At 69.9% G+C, this 19,471-nt stretch carries 20 protein-coding genes; 9 read left to right on the forward strand and 11 right to left on the reverse strand.

What is annotated here, in order from left to right; all coding sequences use genetic code 11:
- Positions 1 to 68: 68 nt before the first annotated feature.
- From QE428_RS04990 to QE428_RS05005, 4 genes are read right to left on the reverse strand one after another with little or no spacing between them, the layout of a single operon-like run.
- Positions 69 to 2,210 (reverse strand): heavy metal translocating P-type ATPase, encoded by a 2,142-nt coding sequence (locus tag QE428_RS04990; protein WP_373457714.1) that lies wholly within the window; start codon positions 2,208 to 2,210, stop codon positions 69 to 71.
- Positions 2,211 to 2,239: 29 nt separating this feature from the next.
- Positions 2,240 to 2,527 carry a heavy-metal-associated domain-containing protein gene (locus QE428_RS04995; RefSeq protein WP_091357901.1) on the reverse strand — a complete coding sequence of 96 codons (288 nt, stop codon included), beginning with the start codon at positions 2,525 to 2,527 and terminating at the stop codon, positions 2,240 to 2,242.
- 17 nt (positions 2,528 to 2,544) lie between these two features.
- Positions 2,545 to 2,826, reverse strand: coding sequence for a metal-sensitive transcriptional regulator (locus QE428_RS05000; RefSeq protein ID WP_091357904.1), 282 nt, complete (start codon positions 2,824 to 2,826; stop codon positions 2,545 to 2,547).
- 47 nt (positions 2,827 to 2,873) lie between these two features.
- A complete protein-coding gene (locus QE428_RS05005; RefSeq protein WP_091357907.1) occupies positions 2,874 to 3,578 on the reverse strand; it encodes a FadR/GntR family transcriptional regulator in 705 nt (234 codons plus the stop codon).
- A gap of 138 nt (positions 3,579 to 3,716) precedes the next feature.
- Between QE428_RS05005 and QE428_RS05010 the strand changes: the two genes are divergently transcribed.
- From QE428_RS05010 to QE428_RS05045, 8 genes are all read left to right on the forward strand, one after another.
- On the forward strand, positions 3,717 to 5,099 hold the full coding sequence (locus QE428_RS05010) for a GntP family permease (protein WP_133398959.1): 1,383 nt from the start codon (positions 3,717 to 3,719) through the stop codon (positions 5,097 to 5,099).
- Positions 5,092 to 5,859: an SDR family oxidoreductase gene (locus QE428_RS05015; RefSeq protein ID WP_307463732.1), complete on the forward strand. Its 768-nt coding sequence runs from the start codon at positions 5,092 to 5,094 to the stop codon at positions 5,857 to 5,859. Before QE428_RS05010 ends, QE428_RS05015 begins: the two co-directional genes overlap by 8 nt.
- Before the next feature lie 17 nt (positions 5,860 to 5,876).
- On the forward strand, positions 5,877 to 6,899 hold the full coding sequence (locus QE428_RS05020; protein ID WP_307463735.1) for a zinc-binding dehydrogenase: 1,023 nt from the start codon (positions 5,877 to 5,879) through the stop codon (positions 6,897 to 6,899).
- Positions 6,896 to 7,396, forward strand: a complete 501-nt coding sequence (locus QE428_RS05025) for a gluconokinase (RefSeq protein ID WP_091357920.1) — start codon at positions 6,896 to 6,898, stop codon at positions 7,394 to 7,396. Before QE428_RS05020 ends, QE428_RS05025 begins: the two co-directional genes overlap by 4 nt.
- A 56-nt stretch (positions 7,397 to 7,452) precedes the next feature.
- The gene (locus QE428_RS05030) at positions 7,453 to 8,361 is read left to right on the forward strand and encodes an NmrA family NAD(P)-binding protein (protein WP_307463738.1); all 909 of its coding nucleotides are present in this window, start codon (positions 7,453 to 7,455) and stop codon (positions 8,359 to 8,361) included.
- Between the two features lie 98 nt (positions 8,362 to 8,459).
- Entirely contained in the window at positions 8,460 to 9,347 is an 888-nt protein-coding gene (locus QE428_RS05035; RefSeq protein WP_307470642.1) for a UbiA family prenyltransferase, read from the forward strand.
- Entirely contained in the window at positions 9,344 to 10,732 is a 1,389-nt protein-coding gene (locus QE428_RS05040; RefSeq protein ID WP_307463741.1) for an NAD(P)/FAD-dependent oxidoreductase, read from the forward strand. The genes QE428_RS05035 and QE428_RS05040 overlap by 4 nt, the downstream gene beginning before the upstream one ends.
- A gap of 87 nt (positions 10,733 to 10,819) precedes the next feature.
- Positions 10,820 to 11,170, forward strand: a complete 351-nt coding sequence (locus QE428_RS05045) for a hypothetical protein (RefSeq protein ID WP_307463744.1) — start codon at positions 10,820 to 10,822, stop codon at positions 11,168 to 11,170.
- Positions 11,171 to 11,243: 73 nt separating this feature from the next.
- Here QE428_RS05045 and QE428_RS05050 read toward each other — a convergent pair whose 3' ends face one another.
- The 7 genes from QE428_RS05050 to dnaB all read right to left on the reverse strand — a co-directional run bounded on the left by QE428_RS05050 (position 11,244) and on the right by dnaB (position 17,888).
- Positions 11,244 to 11,816: a dihydrofolate reductase family protein gene (locus QE428_RS05050; protein WP_307463746.1), complete on the reverse strand. Its 573-nt coding sequence runs from the start codon at positions 11,814 to 11,816 to the stop codon at positions 11,244 to 11,246.
- A gap of 27 nt (positions 11,817 to 11,843) precedes the next feature.
- Positions 11,844 to 12,458: a hypothetical protein gene (locus QE428_RS05055; RefSeq protein ID WP_307463748.1), complete on the reverse strand. Its 615-nt coding sequence runs from the start codon at positions 12,456 to 12,458 to the stop codon at positions 11,844 to 11,846.
- Positions 12,459 to 12,475: 17 nt separating this feature from the next.
- Complete coding sequence (locus QE428_RS05060; protein ID WP_307463750.1) at positions 12,476 to 13,075, reverse strand: trans-aconitate 2-methyltransferase; 600 nt, start codon at positions 13,073 to 13,075, stop codon at positions 12,476 to 12,478.
- A gap of 68 nt (positions 13,076 to 13,143) precedes the next feature.
- Entirely contained in the window at positions 13,144 to 15,105 is a 1,962-nt protein-coding gene (locus QE428_RS05065) for an MDR family MFS transporter (protein WP_307470645.1), read from the reverse strand.
- A 209-nt stretch (positions 15,106 to 15,314) separates the two neighbouring features.
- Entirely contained in the window at positions 15,315 to 15,809 is a 495-nt protein-coding gene (locus QE428_RS05070) for an RNA polymerase sigma factor (RefSeq protein ID WP_307463753.1), read from the reverse strand.
- Positions 15,806 to 16,390 carry a hypothetical protein gene (locus QE428_RS05075; RefSeq protein WP_307463755.1) on the reverse strand — a complete coding sequence of 195 codons (585 nt, stop codon included), beginning with the start codon at positions 16,388 to 16,390 and terminating at the stop codon, positions 15,806 to 15,808. The genes QE428_RS05070 and QE428_RS05075 overlap by 4 nt, the downstream gene beginning before the upstream one ends.
- A 127-nt stretch (positions 16,391 to 16,517) precedes the next feature.
- On the reverse strand, positions 16,518 to 17,888 hold the full coding sequence (gene dnaB / locus QE428_RS05080) for a replicative DNA helicase (protein ID WP_065572052.1): 1,371 nt from the start codon (positions 17,886 to 17,888) through the stop codon (positions 16,518 to 16,520).
- 451 nt (positions 17,889 to 18,339) lie between these two features.
- Here dnaB and QE428_RS05085 point away from each other — a divergent pair, with 451 nt between their 5' ends.
- Positions 18,340 to 19,446, forward strand: a complete 1,107-nt coding sequence (locus tag QE428_RS05085; protein WP_307466515.1) for a hypothetical protein — start codon at positions 18,340 to 18,342, stop codon at positions 19,444 to 19,446.
- Positions 19,447 to 19,471: the final 25 nt, after the last annotated feature.

The raw sequence follows: 19,471 nt of genomic DNA on the forward strand, positions 1-19,471 counted from the left end.
GGCGTGTCGCGCGCGATCTATTGCAACCGCGTACAGAGGCGCCCCGCACCGCGCGCACAGCGCCGCCCTCAGCCCCGCCCGACCGCCTGGAACCCGCGCAGGCGCAGGCTGTTGGTCACCACGAACACCGACGACAGCGCCATGGCCGCCGCGGCGACGAGCGGGTTCAGCAGCGCGGCCATCGCGAGCGGGATCGCGGCGACGTTGTACGCGAACGCCCAGAACAGGTTGCCCTTGATGACGCCCAGGGTCCGCCGCGCGAGGCGCACCGCATCGGCGACGATGATCGGGTCGCCCGAGACGACGGTGATGTCGGATGCCGCGATCGCCGCGTCCGTGCCGCCGCCCATCGCGATCCCGAGGTCGGCGGCTGCGAGCGCCGCGGCGTCGTTGACACCGTCGCCCACCATCGCGACGACCCGGCCCTCGCCCTGCAGACGGCGGATCGTGTCGAGCTTGCCCGCCGGTGTCACGCCGGCCTCGACGCGGGAGATCCCGACCTCAGCGGCGACCCGAGCTGCAGAGGACTCGGTGTCGCCGGTCAGCAGGATCGGCTCGAGCCCGAGCTCGCGGAACCGCGCGATCGCTTCCCCGCTCGACGACTTGACCGTGTCAGCGACCATGATCGCGCCGAGGTACACACCGTCGCGCGCGACCGCCACGACCGTCCCTTCGGGCAGATCGGCGGGCACGGCAACGGCCCACTGCTCGGCGAGCCACGACGGCCGGCCGGCGACGACCGCCGCCCCCTCGACGACACCCTGCACACCGAATCCGGCGTGCGACTGGAACGACTCGACGCGCCCCGTCGGCGCTGCGGCGACGATCGCGCGGGCGACGGGGTGCTCCGACCCCGATTCGACGGCCGCCGCGACCGAGAGAAGCTCCTCGCGGGACACGCTCGCAGGCAGCACGTCGGTCACGCTCATGCGTCCGGTCGTGACGGTGCCCGTCTTGTCGAGCACGATCGTGTCGACGGTACGGGTCTGCTCGAGCACCTGCGGACCACGGATGAGGATGCCGAGCTGCGACCCGCGCCCGGTTCCCACCAGCAGGGCGGTCGGGGTCGCGAGCCCGAGCGCGCACGGGCAGGCGATGATGAGCGTCGCGACGGCAGCGGTGAAGGCGAGCTCCCACGGCGCACCGGCGATCGTCCAGCCGACGAGGGCGGCGAGCGCGAGCACGATCACGACGGGCACGAAGACGGCCGAGACGCGGTCGGCGAGGCGCTGCACCTCGGCCTTGCCGGTCTGCGCCTCCTCCATGAGCCGCCGCATCCGCGCCAGTTCCGTGTCGGCGCCGACGCGGGTGATCTGCACCTCGAGTCGACCGCCGACGTTGATCGTCGCGCCGACGACGCGGGACCCTTCGGCGACCTCGACGGGCATCGACTCACCCGTGAGCATGCTCGCGTCGACGCTGCTCATCCCGGCGGTGACGAGTCCGTCCGACGGGATCTTCTCGCCGGGGCGGACGACGACCGTGTCAGCGACGACGAGCTGCGAGACCGGCACGCGGGTCTCGACGCCGTTCTGCAGCTTTGCGGCATCCGTCGCCCCGAGTTCGAGCAGCGCGCGCAGCGCCTCGGACGACGCCCGCTTCGCGCGAGCCTCGATGTAGCGGCCCGTGAGGATGAAGACCGTGACGAGCGCGGCGACCTCGAGGTAGATCTCGTGTCCGCCCGCCTGCGGCGCACCGACGAGCGTGAAGGTCATGGTCATGCCGGGCATGCCCGCGCCGCCGAAGAAGAGGGCGTACAGCGACCAGCCGAACGACGCGATGACTCCGAGGCTGATGAGGGTGTCCATCGTCGCCGCGCCGTGGCGCAGGTTGACGGCGGCGGCACGGTGGAACGGCCACGCGCCCCACACCGCGACCGGAGCCGCGAGGGTCAGCGCGAGCCACTGCCAGTTCTCGAATTGCAGCGGCGGGATCATCGACATCAGCGCGACGGGCAACGAGAGGGCCGCGCTGATCAGCAGCCGCTGGCGGAGCGGCGTGGTCTCGTCCTCCGCCTCGGCCGCCTCGGGCTCGGGGGCCGGCACCGCCGCGGCGTACCCTGCGGCTTCGACGGTCGCGATCAGCTGCGCCGTCTCGACGCCCTCGGCACGGACGCGCGCCTTCTCGGTCGCGTAGTTGACGGATGCCTCGACGCCCGGGAGCTTGTTGAGTTTCCGCTCGATCCGGGTGGCGCACGAAGCGCAGGTCATCCCCGAGATGTCGAGCTCGACGTCGGTGCTCACGCGGACACCCGGGTGTATCCGGCCTCCTCGATGGCGGCGGTCAGAGCGTCGTCGTCGAGGGGGGTCGCGCTGTGCACGGTGACGTGCGAGGTGCCGCCGGCGACGAGGTCGACGGACACGGCCTCGACACCGTCGATCTCGGAGAGCTCCTCGCGGACGCTCGCCACGCAGTGCGCGCAGGTCATACCGGTGACGAGCAGTTCTTCGTTGACGGCGGATGCCGGTGCGGCGGGCGCCCCGGATGCGGAGACGTCGGTCAGTCCGAGCTGGATGCGGTCGGTCATGGTGTGTCCTCCAGGGTTCAGGAGCGGACGAGACGCGCGATCGCGTCGTTCGCCTCGCGGATCTTCTCGGCGGCGACCTGGCCGCCCTCGGCGCTCGCCTCGGCGACGCAGTGACTCAGGTGGTCGGACAGCAGCGAGAGCGCGACGGTCTCGAGCGCCTTCGTCGCGGCGGAGACCTGCGTGAGGATGTCGATGCAGTACTTGTCCTCGTCGACCATGCGCGCGATGCCGCGCACCTGGCCTTCGACCCGGCGCAGTCGCTTCTGCAGGTCATCCTTGTTCGCGTCGTACCCGTTCATGACAGATACGGTACCCCCCTAGGGTATCTGCGTCAAGGGCCCGCGGGTCAGACTTCCTCGACCTCGCCGGAGACGAGCGTCAGGTGCTCCCGGGCCGAGGCCTCCGCGTCGGCACCGCGCCCGTCGTGGATCGCCCGAGCCGTCGCGAGGTGGGCCTCGAGGGTGCCGACCCGCGGCATCCCGGGCGTCAGCCCTCGCACCGATCGGCCGCGCAGGATCTCGGCGATGGGGTCGCCGAGCTTCTCGAACAGGGCGTTGCCCGAGGCTCTCAGCAGAAGCCGGTGGTAGGCGATGTCGGCGTCGAGGTACTCGTCCGAGTCGCCGAGACCCTGATTCCCGAGGTCGCTGAGCAGCGTCGCCCACCGCACGAGCTCGTCGCGCTCGGCATCCCCCGCCCGTTCCGCGGCCAACCGGGCCGCGACGGGTTCGACGGCGACGCGCAGGTCGGTCAGTTCGATCAGCACGTCGCGCCGTCGGGGGCTGTCGAGCGACCACTCGATGATGTCCGCGTTCAAGATGTCCCACTCCGCCTGAGGCCGGACGACGAGCCCGACACGGCGACGCGAGGTGAGCAGCCCGTGCGCCTCGAGGACCCGGACCGCTTCGCGCACGACCGTCCGCGACGCGGTGAACGACTCTTCGAGACCGGCGAGGGTCAGCCCGGTTCCGGGCGGCAACTCACCACCGACGATCCTCCGGCCGAGGGTCTCGACGATGTGAGCGTGGGATGCGGTGGTGGCAGGCGTGGGCATCGGTGTCCTTCGTAGCGATGCTCACGCTACCGCGAAAAGTACGATCATTCGCTTGCGAAAGGTAGTACTTATGTGGCACCGTGGGCTCGCTGCCGGGAATGGCCCCGGCACCGGGACGATTCACTGGAGAACACACCCATGGACGAGTGGACGCAAACACTCGGAGCGCTACCGCTCCTTCTGATCGCGGCCGGAGCGGTCGCCCTGATCCTGCTGCTCATCATCAAGGTCCGCATGCACGCGTTCATCGTGCTCGTACTGGTCTCGCTGCTGACGGCACTGGCCACCGGCATCCCCGTCGGCAGCATCGGCAAGGTGCTGATCGACAGCTTCAGCTCGACCGTCGGCACGGTCGCACTTCTCGTCGGCTTCGGAGCGATGCTCGGCGCGCTCATCGAGAGCTCGGGCGGCGCCCGCGTGCTGGCCGAGAAGATGGTCTCGATCTTCGGTGAGAAGCGCGCCGCCATCGCGCTGAGCGTCGCCTCGCTCCTCATGGGCTTCCCGATGTTCTTCGACGCCGGCCTCGTCGTCATGCTGCCGATCATCTTCGCCGTGGCGCGCCGCATCGGCGGCAAGCACATGCTGCTCTACGGCATCTCAGCCGCCGCCGCGTTCTCGGTCATGCACGTCTTCGTGCCGCCGCACCCCGGCCCCATCACCGCGAGCGAGACCTTCGGGGCGAACCTCGGCCTCGTCCTGCTCATCGGTCTCGTCGTCGCGATCCCCACCTGGTACCTCAGCGGGTACCTCTGGGCGCGCTTCATCGACCGCCGCATCCCGCTCGCCATCCCCCGTCTGTTCGGCGAGGACGTCGAACCCACGAACCCGCCCAAGGCCGGCACCGTCATCGGCGTCATCGCGATCCCGCTGGTCCTGATCCTCCTCAACACCGGTTCTGCGGCGCTCGTCTCGTCGGGAGCCGTCGACGGCACCGCCGTCTGGGTGCAGGCGCTCGGCCTCATCGGCACGAGCCAGGTCGCCCTGCTGATCGCCGTCCTCGTCGCCCTGTTCGTCCTCGGCACCCGCCGCGGTGTCGGCGGCAGCGCGCTCGACAAGATCGTCGAGTCCTCGCTCGGACCGATCTGCTCGGTCGTCCTCATCACCGGCGCGGGTGGCATGTTCGGTGGCGTCCTGCGCGCCTCGGGCATCGGTGATGCGCTGTCGGATTCGCTCGCCTCGATCGGCGTCCCGGTCATCTTCGCCGCCTACCTGATCGCGCTCCTCCTCCGCGTGGCGCAGGGTTCGGCGACCGTCGCCCTCGTGACGGCCGCGGGGCTCGTCGCACCCGCCGTTCTGTCGGGTGGATTCAACGCCCTGCAGGTCGCATGTATCGTCCTCGCCACCGCCGCCGGCTCCGTCTTCGCGGGTCACGTCAACGACTCCGGTTTCTGGCTCGTCGGTCGCCTCATGGGCATGGACGTCAAGACGACCCTCAAGACCTGGACCGTGCAGCAGGCCCTCGAGTCGGTCGTAGGCTTCCTCATCGTGCTCGGCATCTTCGGCCTGGTGTCCCTTGTCTGACGTCTTCGACCTCACCGGCCGCCTGGCCCTCGTTACGGGATCATCGCGGGGGCTCGGCCAGAGCCTCGCCGTGGGCCTCGCCGAGGCCGGCGCCCGCGTCATCGTCCACGGCCGCGATGCCGAGGCCGTCGAGCGGAGCGCCGCCGCGATCGCCGAGCGCACCGGCATCCGTCCCGAGGCAGCCCTGTTCGACGTCACGGATGCCGCGGCTGTCGAGGAGGCGATCGGCGACCTCGTCGAGCGAGTCGGCGCCCCCGACATCCTCGTCAACAACGCCGGCATCCAGCGGCGGGCGCCCTTCGCGGAGTTCCCCGTCGCGGACTGGGATGCCGTCATCTCGAGCAACCTGTCGAGTGCGTTCTACGTATCGCGCTTCGTGGCCCCCGGGATGATCGCGCGCGGCTCGGGCAAGATCATCAACATCGCCTCCGTCCAGTCGCTGCTCGGGCGTCAGACCATCGCGCCGTACGCGGCGAGCAAGGGCGGCATCGCCCAGCTCAGCCGGGGGATGGCAGCCGATCTGGCGCGCCACGGCATCCAGGTCAACACGCTCTCGCCGGGATACTTCGCCACCGAGATGAACGCGGCGCTCGTCGCGGACGCGGACTTCTCGGACTGGGTCGCCCAGCGCACCCCGGCCGGACGCTGGGGCGACGTCGCGGAGCTGCGCGGACCGCTCGTGTTCCTCGCCTCGGCGGCGAGCGACTTCGTGAACGGCCAGAACCTGTTCGTCGACGGCGGCATGACCGCGGTCGTCTGACCCGAGGAGAGACACACATGGACGCAGTCGTCATCGGCGGCAAGCTCGACCTCACCGTCGCGGACCATCCCGTCCCCGAGCCGGACGCGGGACAGGTCCGGATCCGGGTGGGATACGTCGGGATCTGCGGATCCGACCTGCACTACTACTCCGAGGGCGCCAACGGCGCGTTCGTCGTCACCGAGCCCCTCATCCCCGGGCACGAGCTGTCGGGCTGGGTCGACCTCGACCCGTCCGGTCTGCTGTCCGCGGGGACGCCGGTGACGGTCCACCCCGCACGGTTCGGCCCCGAGGGGTCGGCGCCCGTCGAGCCGCACCTGCGCCCCGGCGGCAGCTACCTCGGCAGCGCCGCGACGACACCGCACACGCAGGGCGCGATGAGCGACTACCTGGTGGTGGATGCCGGCATGATCCGGACCCTGCCCTCGGACCTGCCCGTGCGCCGCGCCGTCCTCGCCGAGCCCCTGGCCGTCGCCATTCACGGCGCGGGCCGAGCCGGCTCCCTCGCCGGCGCGCGCGTGCTCGTCTGCGGTGCGGGTCCGATCGGACTGCTCGCCGTCGTCGCTGCACAGGAGGCGGGAGCGGCGAGCGTCGAGATCACCGACCTGCTGCCCGAGCCGCTCGAGCGGGCACGCGCGCTCGGCGTCGACGGCGTCTGGCGGGTGGGTGAGGGCGAGGTGCCCTCCGACGTCTACGACGTCGTCCTCGAGTGCTCGGGAGCCGCACCCGCCGTGTCGTCGGCGATCGCCGCCGTCCGCCGCCGCGGAACCGTCGTGCAGATCGGGATGCTGCCCAACCAGCCGGTCGGCGTGAACATCGCCCCGCTCATCTCGAAAGAAGCCACACTCACCGGCGCGTTCCGCTTCCTCGACGAGATCGACGAGGCGATCGAGGTCCTGCGGCGTCGTCCCGAGATCGAGGCCGTCATCACACACGAGTTCCGCCCCGACGCGGCCGTCGACGCGTTCGAGACCGCACGGCGCTCCGCCGAGAGCAGCAAAGTCGTCGTGACCCTGACCGACGTGGAGGTGGCGTCGTGAGCACCGCACCCCGCATTGTCGTCATGGGCCCGAGCGGGTCGGGCAAGACCGCCGTCGGAGCCGCTCTCGCCGTCGATCTCGGCGTGGACTTCGTCGACGCCGACGATCTGCACCCGCAGGCCAATGTCGAGAAGATGGAAGCGGGCCACCCCCTCGACGACGAGGATCGCGCGCCCTGGCTCGACATCGTCGGACAGACCCTCGCCGAGGCGCCCGGTCTCGTCGTCGCGTGCTCCGCATTGGCCCGCCGCTACCGCGACCGGATCCGCGCCGCCGCGCCTGACGTTCGCTTCGTCGAACTCGTCGTGTCGCCCGAGGAGCTGGACCGCCGGATGCGTTCGCGTCAGCACTTCATGCCGCCGGCGCTCCTCGCTTCGCAGCTCGCGACCCTCGAGCACCTCGGCGACGACGAGCCCGGGGTCGCCGTCGAGAACGTCGGCCGCATCCTCGATGTCGCGCGCCGCGCGCGCATCGCGCTCGACGAGCCGGCCGGCTGAGGCGAGCGGAACGCAACCCCTCGCCCGGAACACGTGGTCACCCGCAGGATGACCACGTGACCACCACCGTTCTCGTCGCCGGCGCAACCGGCGACCTCGGCAGCCGCATCTCCCGCGAGCTCCTCCACCACGACGTCCGGCTCCGGGTGCTGACCCGTCCGGGCAGCTCGACCGCGGCCGAGCGCTTCGGCGACGACCCGCGGGTCGAGATCGTGACCGCCGACTACGCGGACCACGATGCGCTCATGGCCGCGGCATCCGGTGCCGACGTCGTCGTCTCGGCGGTCAGCGGCCTCCGCCCCGTGATCATCGACGCGCAGCGCGCGCTGCTCGCCGCGGCCGTCGCGGCGGGCGTGCCGCGCTTCCTGCCGTCGGACTACTCCGCCGACTACCGTCGGCTCACCCCGGGGACGAACCGCAACCTCGAGCTGCGCCGCGAGTTCGCCGCCGACCTCGACGCGGCCCCGATCCAGGCGACGTCTGTGCTGGGAGGCATGTTCACCGAACTGCTCGCCGGCCAGGCGCCGCTGATCCTCCGCGACCGCAAGCGCGTCCTCTACTGGTCGTCGGCGGACCAGGTGCTCGACGTGACGACGAAGGACGACACCGCCCGGACCGTCGCGCTGGTCGCCCTCGACGCCGACGCCCCGCGTGTGGTCGAGGTCGCCGGCGACCGGATCACCGCTCGCCAGGTGGCGGGACTCGCGACCGAGGTCAGCGGCGACACATTCAGGCTGCAGTGGGCGGGCACGACGGGGACACTGTCGGCCATGGCCGCAGTGGGGCGACGCCTCTCGCGCAACCCCGGCGAGACGTTCCCCGCCTGGCAGGGCATGCAGTACTTCGTGAGCATGTTCAGCGGCGAGGCCGCGCTGCGCCACGTCGACAACGACCGCTACGGACGCCAGACCTGGACGACGGCCCGCGACATCCTCGCCCCCTGGTTGGCAACCACGCGCTCCTAATCCGCACCCCCCGCGCAAGAGCGGCCGGGGGTTCGTCGTCGCCGCATACAATCGCGGGACACGGTCGTCCGCGCCGTCGCCACCCGAGGAGTCCCGCCATCGACCATCAGCCCGCTCCGGCTCCTCGCGTCTCGGCGTGGTCGACGCTCGGCCGCCTGGTCCACATCTCGCGCCCGGTCCTCTGGATCAACACGATCGGCACCGGCGTGCTGGGCATGTGGCTCACGGGTCAGTTGCTGGATGCCGCGGCGATCCCGCTCCTGCTGTGGCTCACGCTGCCGTTCAACCTGCTGATCTACGGCGTGAACGACATCTTCGACCAGGAGACCGACGCGCTGAACGCGCGGAAGGGCTCGATCGAGGGCGCCCGGATCGAGCCGCGCGAGGTGCGGCTGATCGTCTGGGCGGTCGCGATCACGAACGTGCCGTTCCTCGTCTGGTTCCTCATCGCTTACCCGCCCGCGGCCGGCCTGCTGATCCTCCTCTACACGCTCGTCTTCGTCTTCTACTCGGCGCCGCCGCTGCGGTTCAAGCAGCGGCCGTTCCTCGATTCCCTCAGCAACGCCGCCTACGGCCTGCCCCTGCTGATCGTCCCGGTCGCGCTCGGCGAGCCGCCGCTGTGGCCCGCCGTCATCGGACTCCTCGCCTGGAGCGTCGCGAAGCACGCCTACGACGCGGTGCAGGACATCGACGAGGACCGTGAGGCCGGCATCCGGACGACCGCCGTCCTCCTCGGCCCGCGCGGCACCGCGGTGTGGAGCGGATGCTGGTGGCTCGCCTCCACCGTCCTGTTCGCGCTCGTGAGCATCCACGTCGCAGCGGTCAACCTCGCGATCGCGGGCGTCCTCGTCGGATGGATGCTGGTGCGTCCGACCCCCGCGACCGGGCGTCGCCTGTACCCGGTGTCGATCGCGTTCCCCTATGTCGCCGGTTCGGTCGCGAGCGGACTGCAGCTGACGAAGATGTTCTTCGAGGTGTACGGATGAGCCGCATCGTCGTCATCGGCGCAGGACTCGGGGGGCTGGCGGCATCCGCTCTGCTGGCCCGCGCCGGACACGACGTGACCCTGCTCGAGCGGGCCGTGACGGTCGGCGGTAAGAGTAGGCGGCTCGAGGTCGACGGCGAGCGCATCGACTCCGGCCCCTCGCTCGTGACGTTCCCCGGCGTGTGGCAGGAGCTGTGCGCCCGCCTCGGCACGGACCCCGGCGCCCTCGAGCTGGAGCGGCTGCCCGAGGTCGGCCGCTACTACTACGAGGGCGAGGAGGTCACCCTCCCCGTGCCGCCCGAGCACCGCTGGTACCCGGCGTGGAAGCGGTTCAGCGACGAGCACGCTCCCCTCGCCGACGACGTGACCGCGCTTCTCGTCGCTGACCCGCTCGACCGGCGCTCACTGCCCGCGCTGCGGCGACTGCTCGCCGTGTACGGGCCGCGGCTGAGCACGCGGGCATACCTCGACAGCCTGACGTGGATGCCCGACGGCCTCCGCGAGATCATCGCCATCCACACACTCAACGCCGGCGTCCCGCCCGAGCGGACGCCTGCGCTCTACGCGAGCATGCCGGCCGTGATGGCGGCATCCGGTGTGTGGGTCCCCCGCGGCGGCGTCTACGAGATCCCGCTCGCGCTGGAGCGCATGGCGGATGCCGCGGGTGTCGACATCCGCACGGGTCAGTCCGTGTCGCGCATCGAGCGCGGGCGGGTCACCACGGCGAGCGGGTCGTTCGCGGCCGACATCGTCGTGAGCGCGTTCGACGCGGACCGGGTGAATGACCTGGTCGGTAGGCGGCGGCGCGCACCGGGCGCCCTGTCGTGCTCGGCCGTCGCGATCTACGGCACGCTCCGCGAGCCCCTGCCCGAGCGGATAGCGGCGCACAGCGTCATCCTGCCGTCCAAGCCGGATGCCCTGCACCGCAGCCTCGCCGCGGGCGACGAGCCCGCCGACACGATGGCGTTCGTCAACCTCTACCGCGCCGGCCAGGTCTACCCGAACGACCGCAGCACGCTCGCCGTCCTGCTGACCGCCCCGGCCGACGGGTCGGGGTACAGCCTCGAGCACCCGTTCGTGCGGCGCGAGGTCGAACGCATCTCCCGCACGATGGGGCTCGACGGCCTCCTCACCGATGCGATGACGGATGCCGCGGTCCTCGACCCGGCGTACTTCGGCACCTTCGGCGAGCGCCACGGCGCCCTCTACGGCGCCGCCCGTCCGCTGTGGATGAGCGGACCGTTCCACCGCCCTGCGCACCACGATCTCCGCCGGCCGTGGCTGTGGCGAGTCGGCGCCTCCGTGCACCCCGGCGGCGGCATCCCGGCCGTGCTCGGCGGAGCGATGATGGTGACCGAGAAGCTGCTCCGGAGGCATCCCGCATGACCCTGCTCGAGGACTTCCTCTCCGGCGAGACCGACCGCGTTCTCCACGCGACGTGGGAGGTGCTCGGCAGTCGCGATCCCCGACCTCGTGGACCCGCTCGTGCCGCATGCCGCCCGCATCCGCAGGGCGACGGAGAAGCTCGATCTGGGCGGGTTGATCCGACCCAATTCGGCGAACGTCGACTTCGCGCTCACGAAGCTCGAGCACCGCGGGCAGGGCCTGTGCTGGTGCGAGGACTACCCAGGGCCACTTCACTGGGATCCCGAGCGCGAACAGAACGAAGGGCACGTCCGGATCGTCTCGACGAGCGAACCCGGCTGGTCGATGACCTACGAATGCGAGTGCACGATCTGCGGGCGCGTCTTCGACGTGGAGCAGGGCGACCACCACTTCACGTGGTGGCGCTGGCGGCCGCGCGGGGTCAAACGCGGGACGTAGCCGACGGGTTCCGAGGACGCGATGTGTCGCCCCCGGCATCCGCACGCGTCATGTTGCGTCCCCGGAACGTCGCTCAGCCGTCGCGGCGCGCGTATTCCTCGATCGCGACACCCGAGCCGAACTCGCGCACGCGCGTCCGCGTGAAGGGATACTCCGCCGGGGCGGCCTCGCCGAACAACCGGATGCCGGAGCCCAGCGCCACCGGATGGCGCTTCAGCACGAGCCGGTCGATCTCAGGCAGCAACGCCCCGGCGAGCTCCCCTCCACCGCACAGCCAGATGTCCGCGCCGTCCTCCTGCTTCAGCGCGCGGACGGTGGCCACCGGATCGTTCGTGAGGGCGACGGCCGCATCGACCTCGCGCTCCCGACGGCTGGCGACAACCTGCCGGAGGTGCGGGTACGGGCTCGTGATCCCGGCATCCAGTGCGGGAATCAGGGTGTTCCACCCCATGATCACCGTGTCGAACGTCGTGTTCGTGGACTGGATGCCGACCGCTCGCTGCACGTGCCCGGGCAGCGCATCGGCGTACTCGCCGAAGATGACGGCGTTGTGGTCGCCCTCGATGAGGAAGGCGTCGTACCCGCCGCGGGAATCCGCGATACAGCCGTCGATGCTCACAGCGACGTAGTAGACGAGGTCTCGCATGGGGTCTCCTTCATTGGTGTCCGCCCGTCAGAGCCACAACAGGATAGCGATGGCCAGGACGAGGCCGAGGCCGAGTGAGACCGTCCATGCGGTGGCGGCGGCGAGGGTCCACGCTTCGCGTTCCCGCAGCATGTGCCGGCGCGGATCGTCCGGCGACAGCGTCTTCGCCGCGCGGTGGGTGAAGAACACGACAGGCGTGGCGAGGATCGCGACCAAGACGAGGCTGGCGAGCTGGATCACGAGACCGCTCTCGCGCCGGCCGATCGCGAGGGCCTCCCATGCCGTGGCGACCGTGCTCGCCGTCTCGCGCGGGCCGCACAGGGCCACGAGTGCGACGGCGCCGACGATGACGACGAGCACACGGAAGGCTCGTTCGCCTCGCGACGCTGCCGCAGCCACGGGAGCGGCGCCGGTCGCCTTCGAGAACCCCCACCGTGCAGCCCGAAGCGAGAGGGGCCAGAGGACGACACCGACGACAGCCGCGATGATCCACGCGAACACCTGCTCCGGCGAGATCCGCACCCCGAGGTTCTCAGCGAGAAGGATGCCGCCGATCCACGCACCGATCCCGACCGGGACTCCGACGCCCACCGCGACGACCACGATCACGATCTGCGCCGCCGGCGACGGGGTGCGAGACATGGGCGCGCGCGGTTCGCTCACTGTGCGTCCCGGCGCCAGATCAGCGAGTAACGCCACAGGGCGTGCCGACGCCAGCGGACGCCCGGCAGGACGTCCCTCGCGACGCGACGCACCTGCCGATACGACTCCGCAGGCACGGTGGTACGGGCGGTGTGCTCCCAGAGTCCTCGCTTCGAGACCATCCATCGGTGCTGGATGACGCCCACGACCGACAGCAGGTGGTCCCACGTGGTCGTCGGGCGAGCGAGGCCGACGATCACCAGCGCGCCACCGGGTGAGGTGAGCTCGGCGAGTCGGCCCAGCGCCGCTCGAAGGTCCGGCAGGTGGTGGACGGTGGCGAGGGCGGCGACGACGTCGAAGGTTCGACCGAACTCATGCGTCATGACGTCTCCGTGGATCCAGCGGATGCCAGGGTGATCGGCGGCGGCGCGAGCGAGCACCGTGCCATCGACGTCGATTCCCACGACGTCGGGCAGCGCGCGCCGCAGTTCTGCTGAGAGCATCCCATCCCCGGCACCGACGTCGAGGGCCGACTTCGCCCGGGGCGGGATGGCGCCCATGACCACCCTGTGCAGGTGGATGTTGTGGTTCCAGCGCGGCCCCTCACCCGATCCCATCGATCCATCATGGCGCTACCGAGTGCGCGGTGACCCGCCTTCGAGCGAACCTCTCCGAGCGTCGAGTCTCAGCCGAGCGCGATCGGCTCGGGCTGACGCTCGGCGTCGGCGGACTCCTGCAGAGCGGACTTCTGGCGCAGCGGCGGAGTGCGGAAGAACAGGGTGAGGACGAAGGCGATCAGGGCGACGCCCATCGCCACCCAGTACACGCTCACCGTCGACTGGTTGAACGACACCAGGAGCGGCTTCGTCAGGCGCGGGTCCGCACCGTTGAGGAACGAGGTGTCGTCCATCGTGCTGTCGTCGAACGATGAACCCGACGAGCCCGACATCCCGTCGATGATCTTCGGGACCGCCTGGTCGACGAACGCGCGGCGGGCCGCGGCATCCGTGAAGTCGAGAGTGACCGTGCCGTCGGCCGCGACCGTCGCGACGGGCAGCTGCTCAGTGATCTTCGCCCCCGCCTGCGCGACGGCCTGCTGCTCGGCGTCGGCGGTGGCCTGCTGCTGAGCGGCGGCGGGGATCGCACCGGATGCGACCTGCTGGGCGACCGCGTCGGCTGCCGCGGCCTTCGCCTCGTCGACACCCTTCTGCGCACCGTCGAGGGTCCCGTCGGAGAGCTGCGCCACGAACGGGTCGTAGACCTTCGACATGATGCCGGCGTTGGCCGGTGCGCTGGCGACCGTCGGGTCGAGGGCCGCATCCAACGCGTCGGCGAGAGTGCCCTGGTCCTTGAAGTTGGTCTGCAGATTCAGCGGCACGAGCGTGAAGAGCAGCGACAGCAGCACGGCCGTGCCGAGCGTGCCACCGATCTGACGGAAGAAGGTCGACCCCGAGGTGGCCACGCCGATGTCGCGCGGGCCGACGGAGTTCTGCGACGCGATCGTGAGGGTCTGCATGAGTTGACCGAGGCCGAGACCGATGAGGAGCATCGCGCCGGCGAGGTGCCAGTACGACGAGTCGTACCGCACGAAGGTCAGCGTGAAGAAGCCCAGCACCATGAAGGCGGTGCCGATGGTCGGGAAGATCCGGTAGTGACCCGTGCGCGCGATGATCTGACCGCTGACGATCGACGAGATCATGAGCCCCAGGATCATCGGGAGCAGCTGGATGCCGCTCTCGGTGGGCGTCGAGCCGAGCACGAGCTGCAGGTAGAGCGGCAGCGTGAGCATCGCGCCGAACATCGCGAAGCCGACGAAGACGCCGATGACGGTCGCCATCGAGAACGTCGACGACCGGAAGAGCTTCAGCGGGATGAGCGCGTCGTCCTTCATGCCGCGCTCGATGAGGATGAAAGCGACGATGCCGATCGCGCCGATGACGTAGCAGGCGATGGCGATGGGCGAGGTCCAGCCCCACTCGCGGCCCTGCTCGGCGATGAGCAGCAGCGGAACGAGCGCGATGATGACCGCGGCCGCACCGAACCAGTCGATGCGCACCGCGCCGTGCGGGTGCCGCGGGATGTGCAGGAACCGCAGGACGACGGCCAGAGCGACGAGGCCGATCGGCACGTTGATCAGGAAGACCCAGCGCCAGCCGGCGATGAAGAGGATCTCACCCGAGCCGGCGAACAGGCCGCCGACGAGCGGGCCGATCACCGACGAGATGCCGAAGACGGCGAGGAAGTAGCCCTGATACTTGGCGCGCTCGCGGGGGGCGAGGATGTCGCCCATGATCGCCAGCGGCATCGACATCAGACCACCCGCACCGAGACCCTGGATGGCTCGGAAGGCCGAGAGCTCGATCATCGAGGTCGCGAAGCTGGCGGCGACCGAGCCGACGATGAAGATCGCGATGGCGATGATGAAGAGGGGGCGGCGCCCGAAGATGTCGGAGAGCTTGCCGTAGATCGGCGTCGAGATCGTCGACACGATCAGGTACGCGGTCGTCACCCATGCCTGCTGGCTGAGGCCGTTGAGGTCGTCGCCGATCGTGCGGATCGCGGTGCCGACGACGGTCTGATCGAGCGCGGAGAGGAACATGCCCGCCATGAGCCCGAAGATGACGAACAGGATCTGGCGGTGGGTCATCACCGGGGTGCTTCGGGTGGTCGGGCTCGACACGGCAGCAGTGGTCACGGTTCCTCGGAGGGGTGAAGGCCGATGGGGATGCCGCGCGGCGGGTCTCACGCGACGGGGGCCGGCGGTGACCGCCGGAAGAAGTTGTGTTTGGTCAACCATAAGCGCGTCGACCCCCCGCGTATTCCGTTTTCCTGGTCGTCCCCCTGCGAGTTCGTGCGTCAGCGTGGCGCCTCACTCATCGCGCCGAGCGAGGCTCGCAGTTCCTCCTTGGCTTTCGCGTACCGACTGCGGGCGGTGGACGACGGGATGCCGAGAAGCTCGGCCGCTTCGACGAGGGTGAAACCGTCCCAGTGCAGCAATCTGACGAGCTCGGCCCGGTCCGGGTCGAGTCGCGCGATCGCGTCCCGCACTTCGGCGCCGTCATCGGCCGCGCGGGATGTCGCCTCGGCCGCCGTCGACCGGCGGATCCTGTTGGCGAGCGCCCACCGTCGCCGCTCGCCGCGGGCGTGGTTCAGCAGTGTTCCGCGGGCGATCCCGAACAGCCACATGCGCGCCCGTTCCGGATCGCTCGGCAGGTCCCCCACCCGGCGCCAGGCCGCGACCATCGTCTCGCCGAGCAGGTCCGGAGCGTCGTCGAACCCGACGCGTCGCTGGAGGTAGGCGAGGAGAGAGGGGGATGCCGCGGCCAGCGCCGCGTCGAGTGCGCGAGTCACTCCCACTGCTCGCCCTCGCAGTGCACCTGACCACTGCCGGTGCTGATGCTCGCGTTGTCGAATCCTCGCTCGCTGAGGCCTGCGGACATCGCATCCCCGAGCGCTTCATCGACGGCCACCCAGTAGTAGGCGTCGGCTGAGCGCGGATCCGTTGCGTCCGACTGATCACCCTCGAGCACGGCGAGGTGACCGGCGATGTAGGGCTCGACCTCCGCGGCGACGTCTGCCGTCGCGAACCAGTCGTCGATGGCACGATCGAGCTCGAACTGGCGGAGCGGGTTCGCCGCGACGATGTTGCCCACCCTCAGCTCGCACTCGCCCCACGTCGGCGAGGTGTAGGTGTGACTGCGGTTCGGGTTCATCCCGGCGTTCCAGTCCCACGACGAGGAGGCCGCCGCGAAGCTCGCTCCCCCGGCGAGAGCGAGCGCGAGAGCGCCGGAAACGATGCCGACGCGTCGATGCCGACGCGGACGCGCCTCGGTACGGGCCGCGTCCATCATGGCCCGCAGATCGCCGGCGTCAGCCGCCCTCGTCGCGGGTGCGGAGCGCTCGAGGATGGTGTCGAGTGGATCAGGGGTCATGATGCCTCCAGGAGTGACGTGGTCTCACTCCGTACCTGTCCGGCATCCGCTCGTTCGTCCACGCGCTTGTCGTGTGTATTTGTTCGCGGCTGAGGCACGCATCGCCGGGCGAGGCGAACCTGTCGGCTCAGTCCATCCCGACGGCCATGTCGGTGAAGCGCGAGAAGTGGCCCTGGAACGCGACGACGACCGTGTCGGTCGGGCCGTTTCGGTGCTTGGCGACGATGAGGTCGGCTTCGCCGGCGCGGGGGCTGTCCTTCTCGTAGGCGGCCTCGCGGTGCAGCAGGATGACGATGTCGGCGTCCTGCTCGATCGAGCCTGATTCACGCAGGTCGCTGATCGCGGGCTTCTTGTCGGCGCGCTGCTCGGCACCACGGTTCAGCTGCGACAGGGCGATGACGGGGACCTGCAGCTCCTTCGCGAGCAGCTTCAGCGCACGCGAGAACTCCGAGACCTCCTGCTGGCGCGACTCGACGCGCTTACCGCTCGTCATGAGCTGGAGGTAGTCGATGACGACCATCTCGAGCCCGACGCGCTGCTTGAGCTTGCGGCACTTCGCGCGGATCTCGACGAGCGTCATGTTCGGGCTGTCGTCGATGTACAGCGGCGCATCGTTGATCCGCCCGCGGGTCGACGCGATCGTCGTCCAGTCGCGGCTGTCGAGCATGCCCTTTCGCATGCTCTGCAGCGGCACGGCACCCTCGGCGCTCATGAGGCGCATGGCGATCTCGCTGCGGCCCATCTCGAGCGAGAAGAAGACGGTCGGCCGGTTGTGCTTGATGGCGGCCGCGCGGGCGAAGTCGAGCGCGAGCGTCGACTTACCCATGGCGGGACGCGCGGCGACGACGACCATCTGCCCGCCGTGCAGGCCGTTGGTGAGCTGATCGAGGGCGGCGAAGCCGGTCGGGATGCCGGTCATCTGACCGTCGCGCCCGCGGGCGGCTTCGATCTCCTCGACGGCGGCGTCGACGGCGACCTGGAGGGGAACGTAATCCTCGGACTGCTCCTGCCCGGTCACGGAGTAGATCTCGGCCTGAGCGTTGTTGACGAGGTCGAGGGCCTCGCCCTGGCCGTTGTAGCCCATCTGCACGATGCGGGTGCCGGCTTCGACGAGGCGACGCAGCAGCGCTCGCTCCCGGACGATCGAGGCGTAGTACGCGGCGTTGGCGGCCGTCGGGACGATCGAGGTGAGGGAGTGCAGGTAGTCGGCACCGCCGGCGCGCTGCAGATCGCCGGTCTTGATCAGCTCATCGGTGACGGCGACGACGTCGGTCGGCTCACCGTGGGAGTAGAGCGAGAGGACGGCTTCGAAGATCAGCTCGTGCTTGGGCACGTAGAAGTCGGTTCCACGAAGCGCCTCGATGACATCGGCGACCGCGTCTCCCGACAGGAGCATTCCGCCCAGGGTGCTCTGCTCGGCGAGCATGTCGTGCGGCGGGGTGCGTTCCGGACCGCGGGATCCGCCGATTCGGTCGTCCGACAGATCCGCGATCGACATGCACGCCCCTCTTCCGGGCCCGCTGGAAGGCCCTCGCACACGTTATGGAGGGGGTCGGACACACGCAAACCAGCCTGTGGATAACTATGTGGAGAATCTGCGCGAAACGCCGCACACCCTGTGCAGAGAGCCTGTGGACAATGCGTGGAATCTCACAAAAGCAGCCCCAATAAAAGGCATCTGGCCAGGCTTTTTCTTTCCCACAGTCTGTGGATAGATATCCGACCTCAAGTGCCGGTTGAAGGTTCAGGGTTATCCCCACCCATGTGCAGAATCTCGGATTTGTCAAATGAGAAAGTCGGCCGGTTTCCGCGGTGTCTCTGCCCCTCGGAAGGATGCCGGAAGTGCTCTTGTCAAATTCATAGGAAGTGGGTACCGTGTGTGGTCCAGGCACCCCGCAGAACGCGGCCATCACGGCGCGCGTTCCGATGAGACATCGTGGAGGTGACCTGTGCTTACAACGCAACGCGCGTTCGTCCGACTCGGTCTCCTCGCTGCGATCGGATTCGGCGTTGCACTGCTCTGGCTGGCCTTCGCGGTCGTCTTGAGCGCATCGCACGCTCACGCCGCCGACCGCGAAGACGATGGACTGCTCAGCGGGGTGACCAAAGTCGTCGGACAGACCGTCGCACCGGTGACCGACAAGGTCGTGAAGCCCGTCACGGACAAGGTCGTCACGCCCGTGGCCGAGAAGGCGGTCGCACCCGTCATCGAGAAGGTCGTCACGCCCGTCGCCGACAAGGTCGTGAAGCCGGTCGCCGAGAAGATCGTGAAGCCGGTCGCCGAGAAGGCGATCAAGCCCGTCACGGACAAGGTCGTAAGGCCTGTCACAGACAAGCTCGTCCAGCCGGTCGTCGACAAAGTGGTCGCACCCGCTACCGACAAGGTCGTGAAGCCCGTCGTCGACACGGTGGTGAAGCCCGTCAAAGACACCGTTCTGCGGCCCGTCGGCACCGTCGTGACACCCATCACGGACAGTGTCGTGGCTCCTGTCGTGGATGCCGTCCGCCCGGTCGTCGAGCCGGTCGTGGACGCGATCGACCCGGTAATCGACACCGTGCTCCCCCCGGTCGTGGACGCCGTCGACCCCGTGACAGAGCCCGCCGCACCCGGCCTCGGCGTCATTCCCGCTTTCCCTCTTCCGGTGTCGCCGGCGGCGCCCGATGCCGACGCTTCCGCGACCGGCAGGACACCCGCCGCGACCGCTGCCGCTGCACCTTCGACGCCCGCTTCCGCCGCCGGGGTGAGCCCCGCCGCTCTGGCAACGCGTGACGCCTTCCAGGTGGCCGTGGCGGCTGGCTCCGCCGCCGACGTATCGTCGACCGCTGGTGGGCCCGCGGCATCCCCCAGGCCTGACACCGCCCCGCCCGCGCCCGCAGCGCCCCTGGCTGGAACCGGTTCTCTGACTTCTACTTCCTCTGGAGGAGCTGCCGGGTTGTTCGCCCTGCTTCCGTTCGGCGTCCCCGTCGCGCACCGTGCCTGGGCGCGACGCGGACGGCCGAACGACGAGCACGGCCTGCCCGCTCCCTTCTTCGACACCGACGTCTCTCCCGACTGACGGGGATTGCGCCGCGCGTTTTCGC

The sequence above is a fragment of the Microbacterium sp. SORGH_AS_0505 genome, assembly GCF_030818715.1.
In the GTDB taxonomy this organism is placed as follows: domain Bacteria; phylum Actinomycetota; class Actinomycetes; order Actinomycetales; family Microbacteriaceae; genus Microbacterium.

Coding starts and splice junctions, on each gene's coding strand:
- QE428_RS04990 (WP_373457714.1), bottom strand. CDS start 2,210: ATGACCTGCGCTTCGTGCGCCACCCGGATCGAGCGGAAACTCAACAAG.
- QE428_RS04995 (WP_091357901.1), bottom strand. CDS start 2,527: ATGACCGACCGCATCCAGCTCGGACTGACCGACGTCTCCGCATCCGGG.
- QE428_RS05000 (WP_091357904.1), bottom strand. CDS start 2,826: ATGAACGGGTACGACGCGAACAAGGATGACCTGCAGAAGCGACTGCGC.
- QE428_RS05005 (WP_091357907.1), bottom strand. CDS start 3,578: ATGCCCACGCCTGCCACCACCGCATCCCACGCTCACATCGTCGAGACC.
- QE428_RS05010 (WP_133398959.1), top strand. CDS start 3,717: ATGGACGAGTGGACGCAAACACTCGGAGCGCTACCGCTCCTTCTGATC.
- QE428_RS05020 (WP_307463735.1), top strand. CDS start 5,877: ATGGACGCAGTCGTCATCGGCGGCAAGCTCGACCTCACCGTCGCGGAC.
- QE428_RS05040 (WP_307463741.1), top strand. CDS start 9,344: ATGAGCCGCATCGTCGTCATCGGCGCAGGACTCGGGGGGCTGGCGGCA.
- QE428_RS05050 (WP_307463746.1), bottom strand. CDS start 11,816: ATGCGAGACCTCGTCTACTACGTCGCTGTGAGCATCGACGGCTGTATC.
- QE428_RS05055 (WP_307463748.1), bottom strand. CDS start 12,458: ATGTCTCGCACCCCGTCGCCGGCGGCGCAGATCGTGATCGTGGTCGTC.
- QE428_RS05060 (WP_307463750.1), bottom strand. CDS start 13,075: ATGGGATCGGGTGAGGGGCCGCGCTGGAACCACAACATCCACCTGCAC.
- QE428_RS05065 (WP_307470645.1), bottom strand. CDS start 15,105: ATGACCCACCGCCAGATCCTGTTCGTCATCTTCGGGCTCATGGCGGGC.
- QE428_RS05075 (WP_307463755.1), bottom strand. CDS start 16,390: ATGACCCCTGATCCACTCGACACCATCCTCGAGCGCTCCGCACCCGCG.
- dnaB (WP_065572052.1), bottom strand. CDS start 17,888: ATGTCGATCGCGGATCTGTCGGACGACCGAATCGGCGGATCCCGCGGT.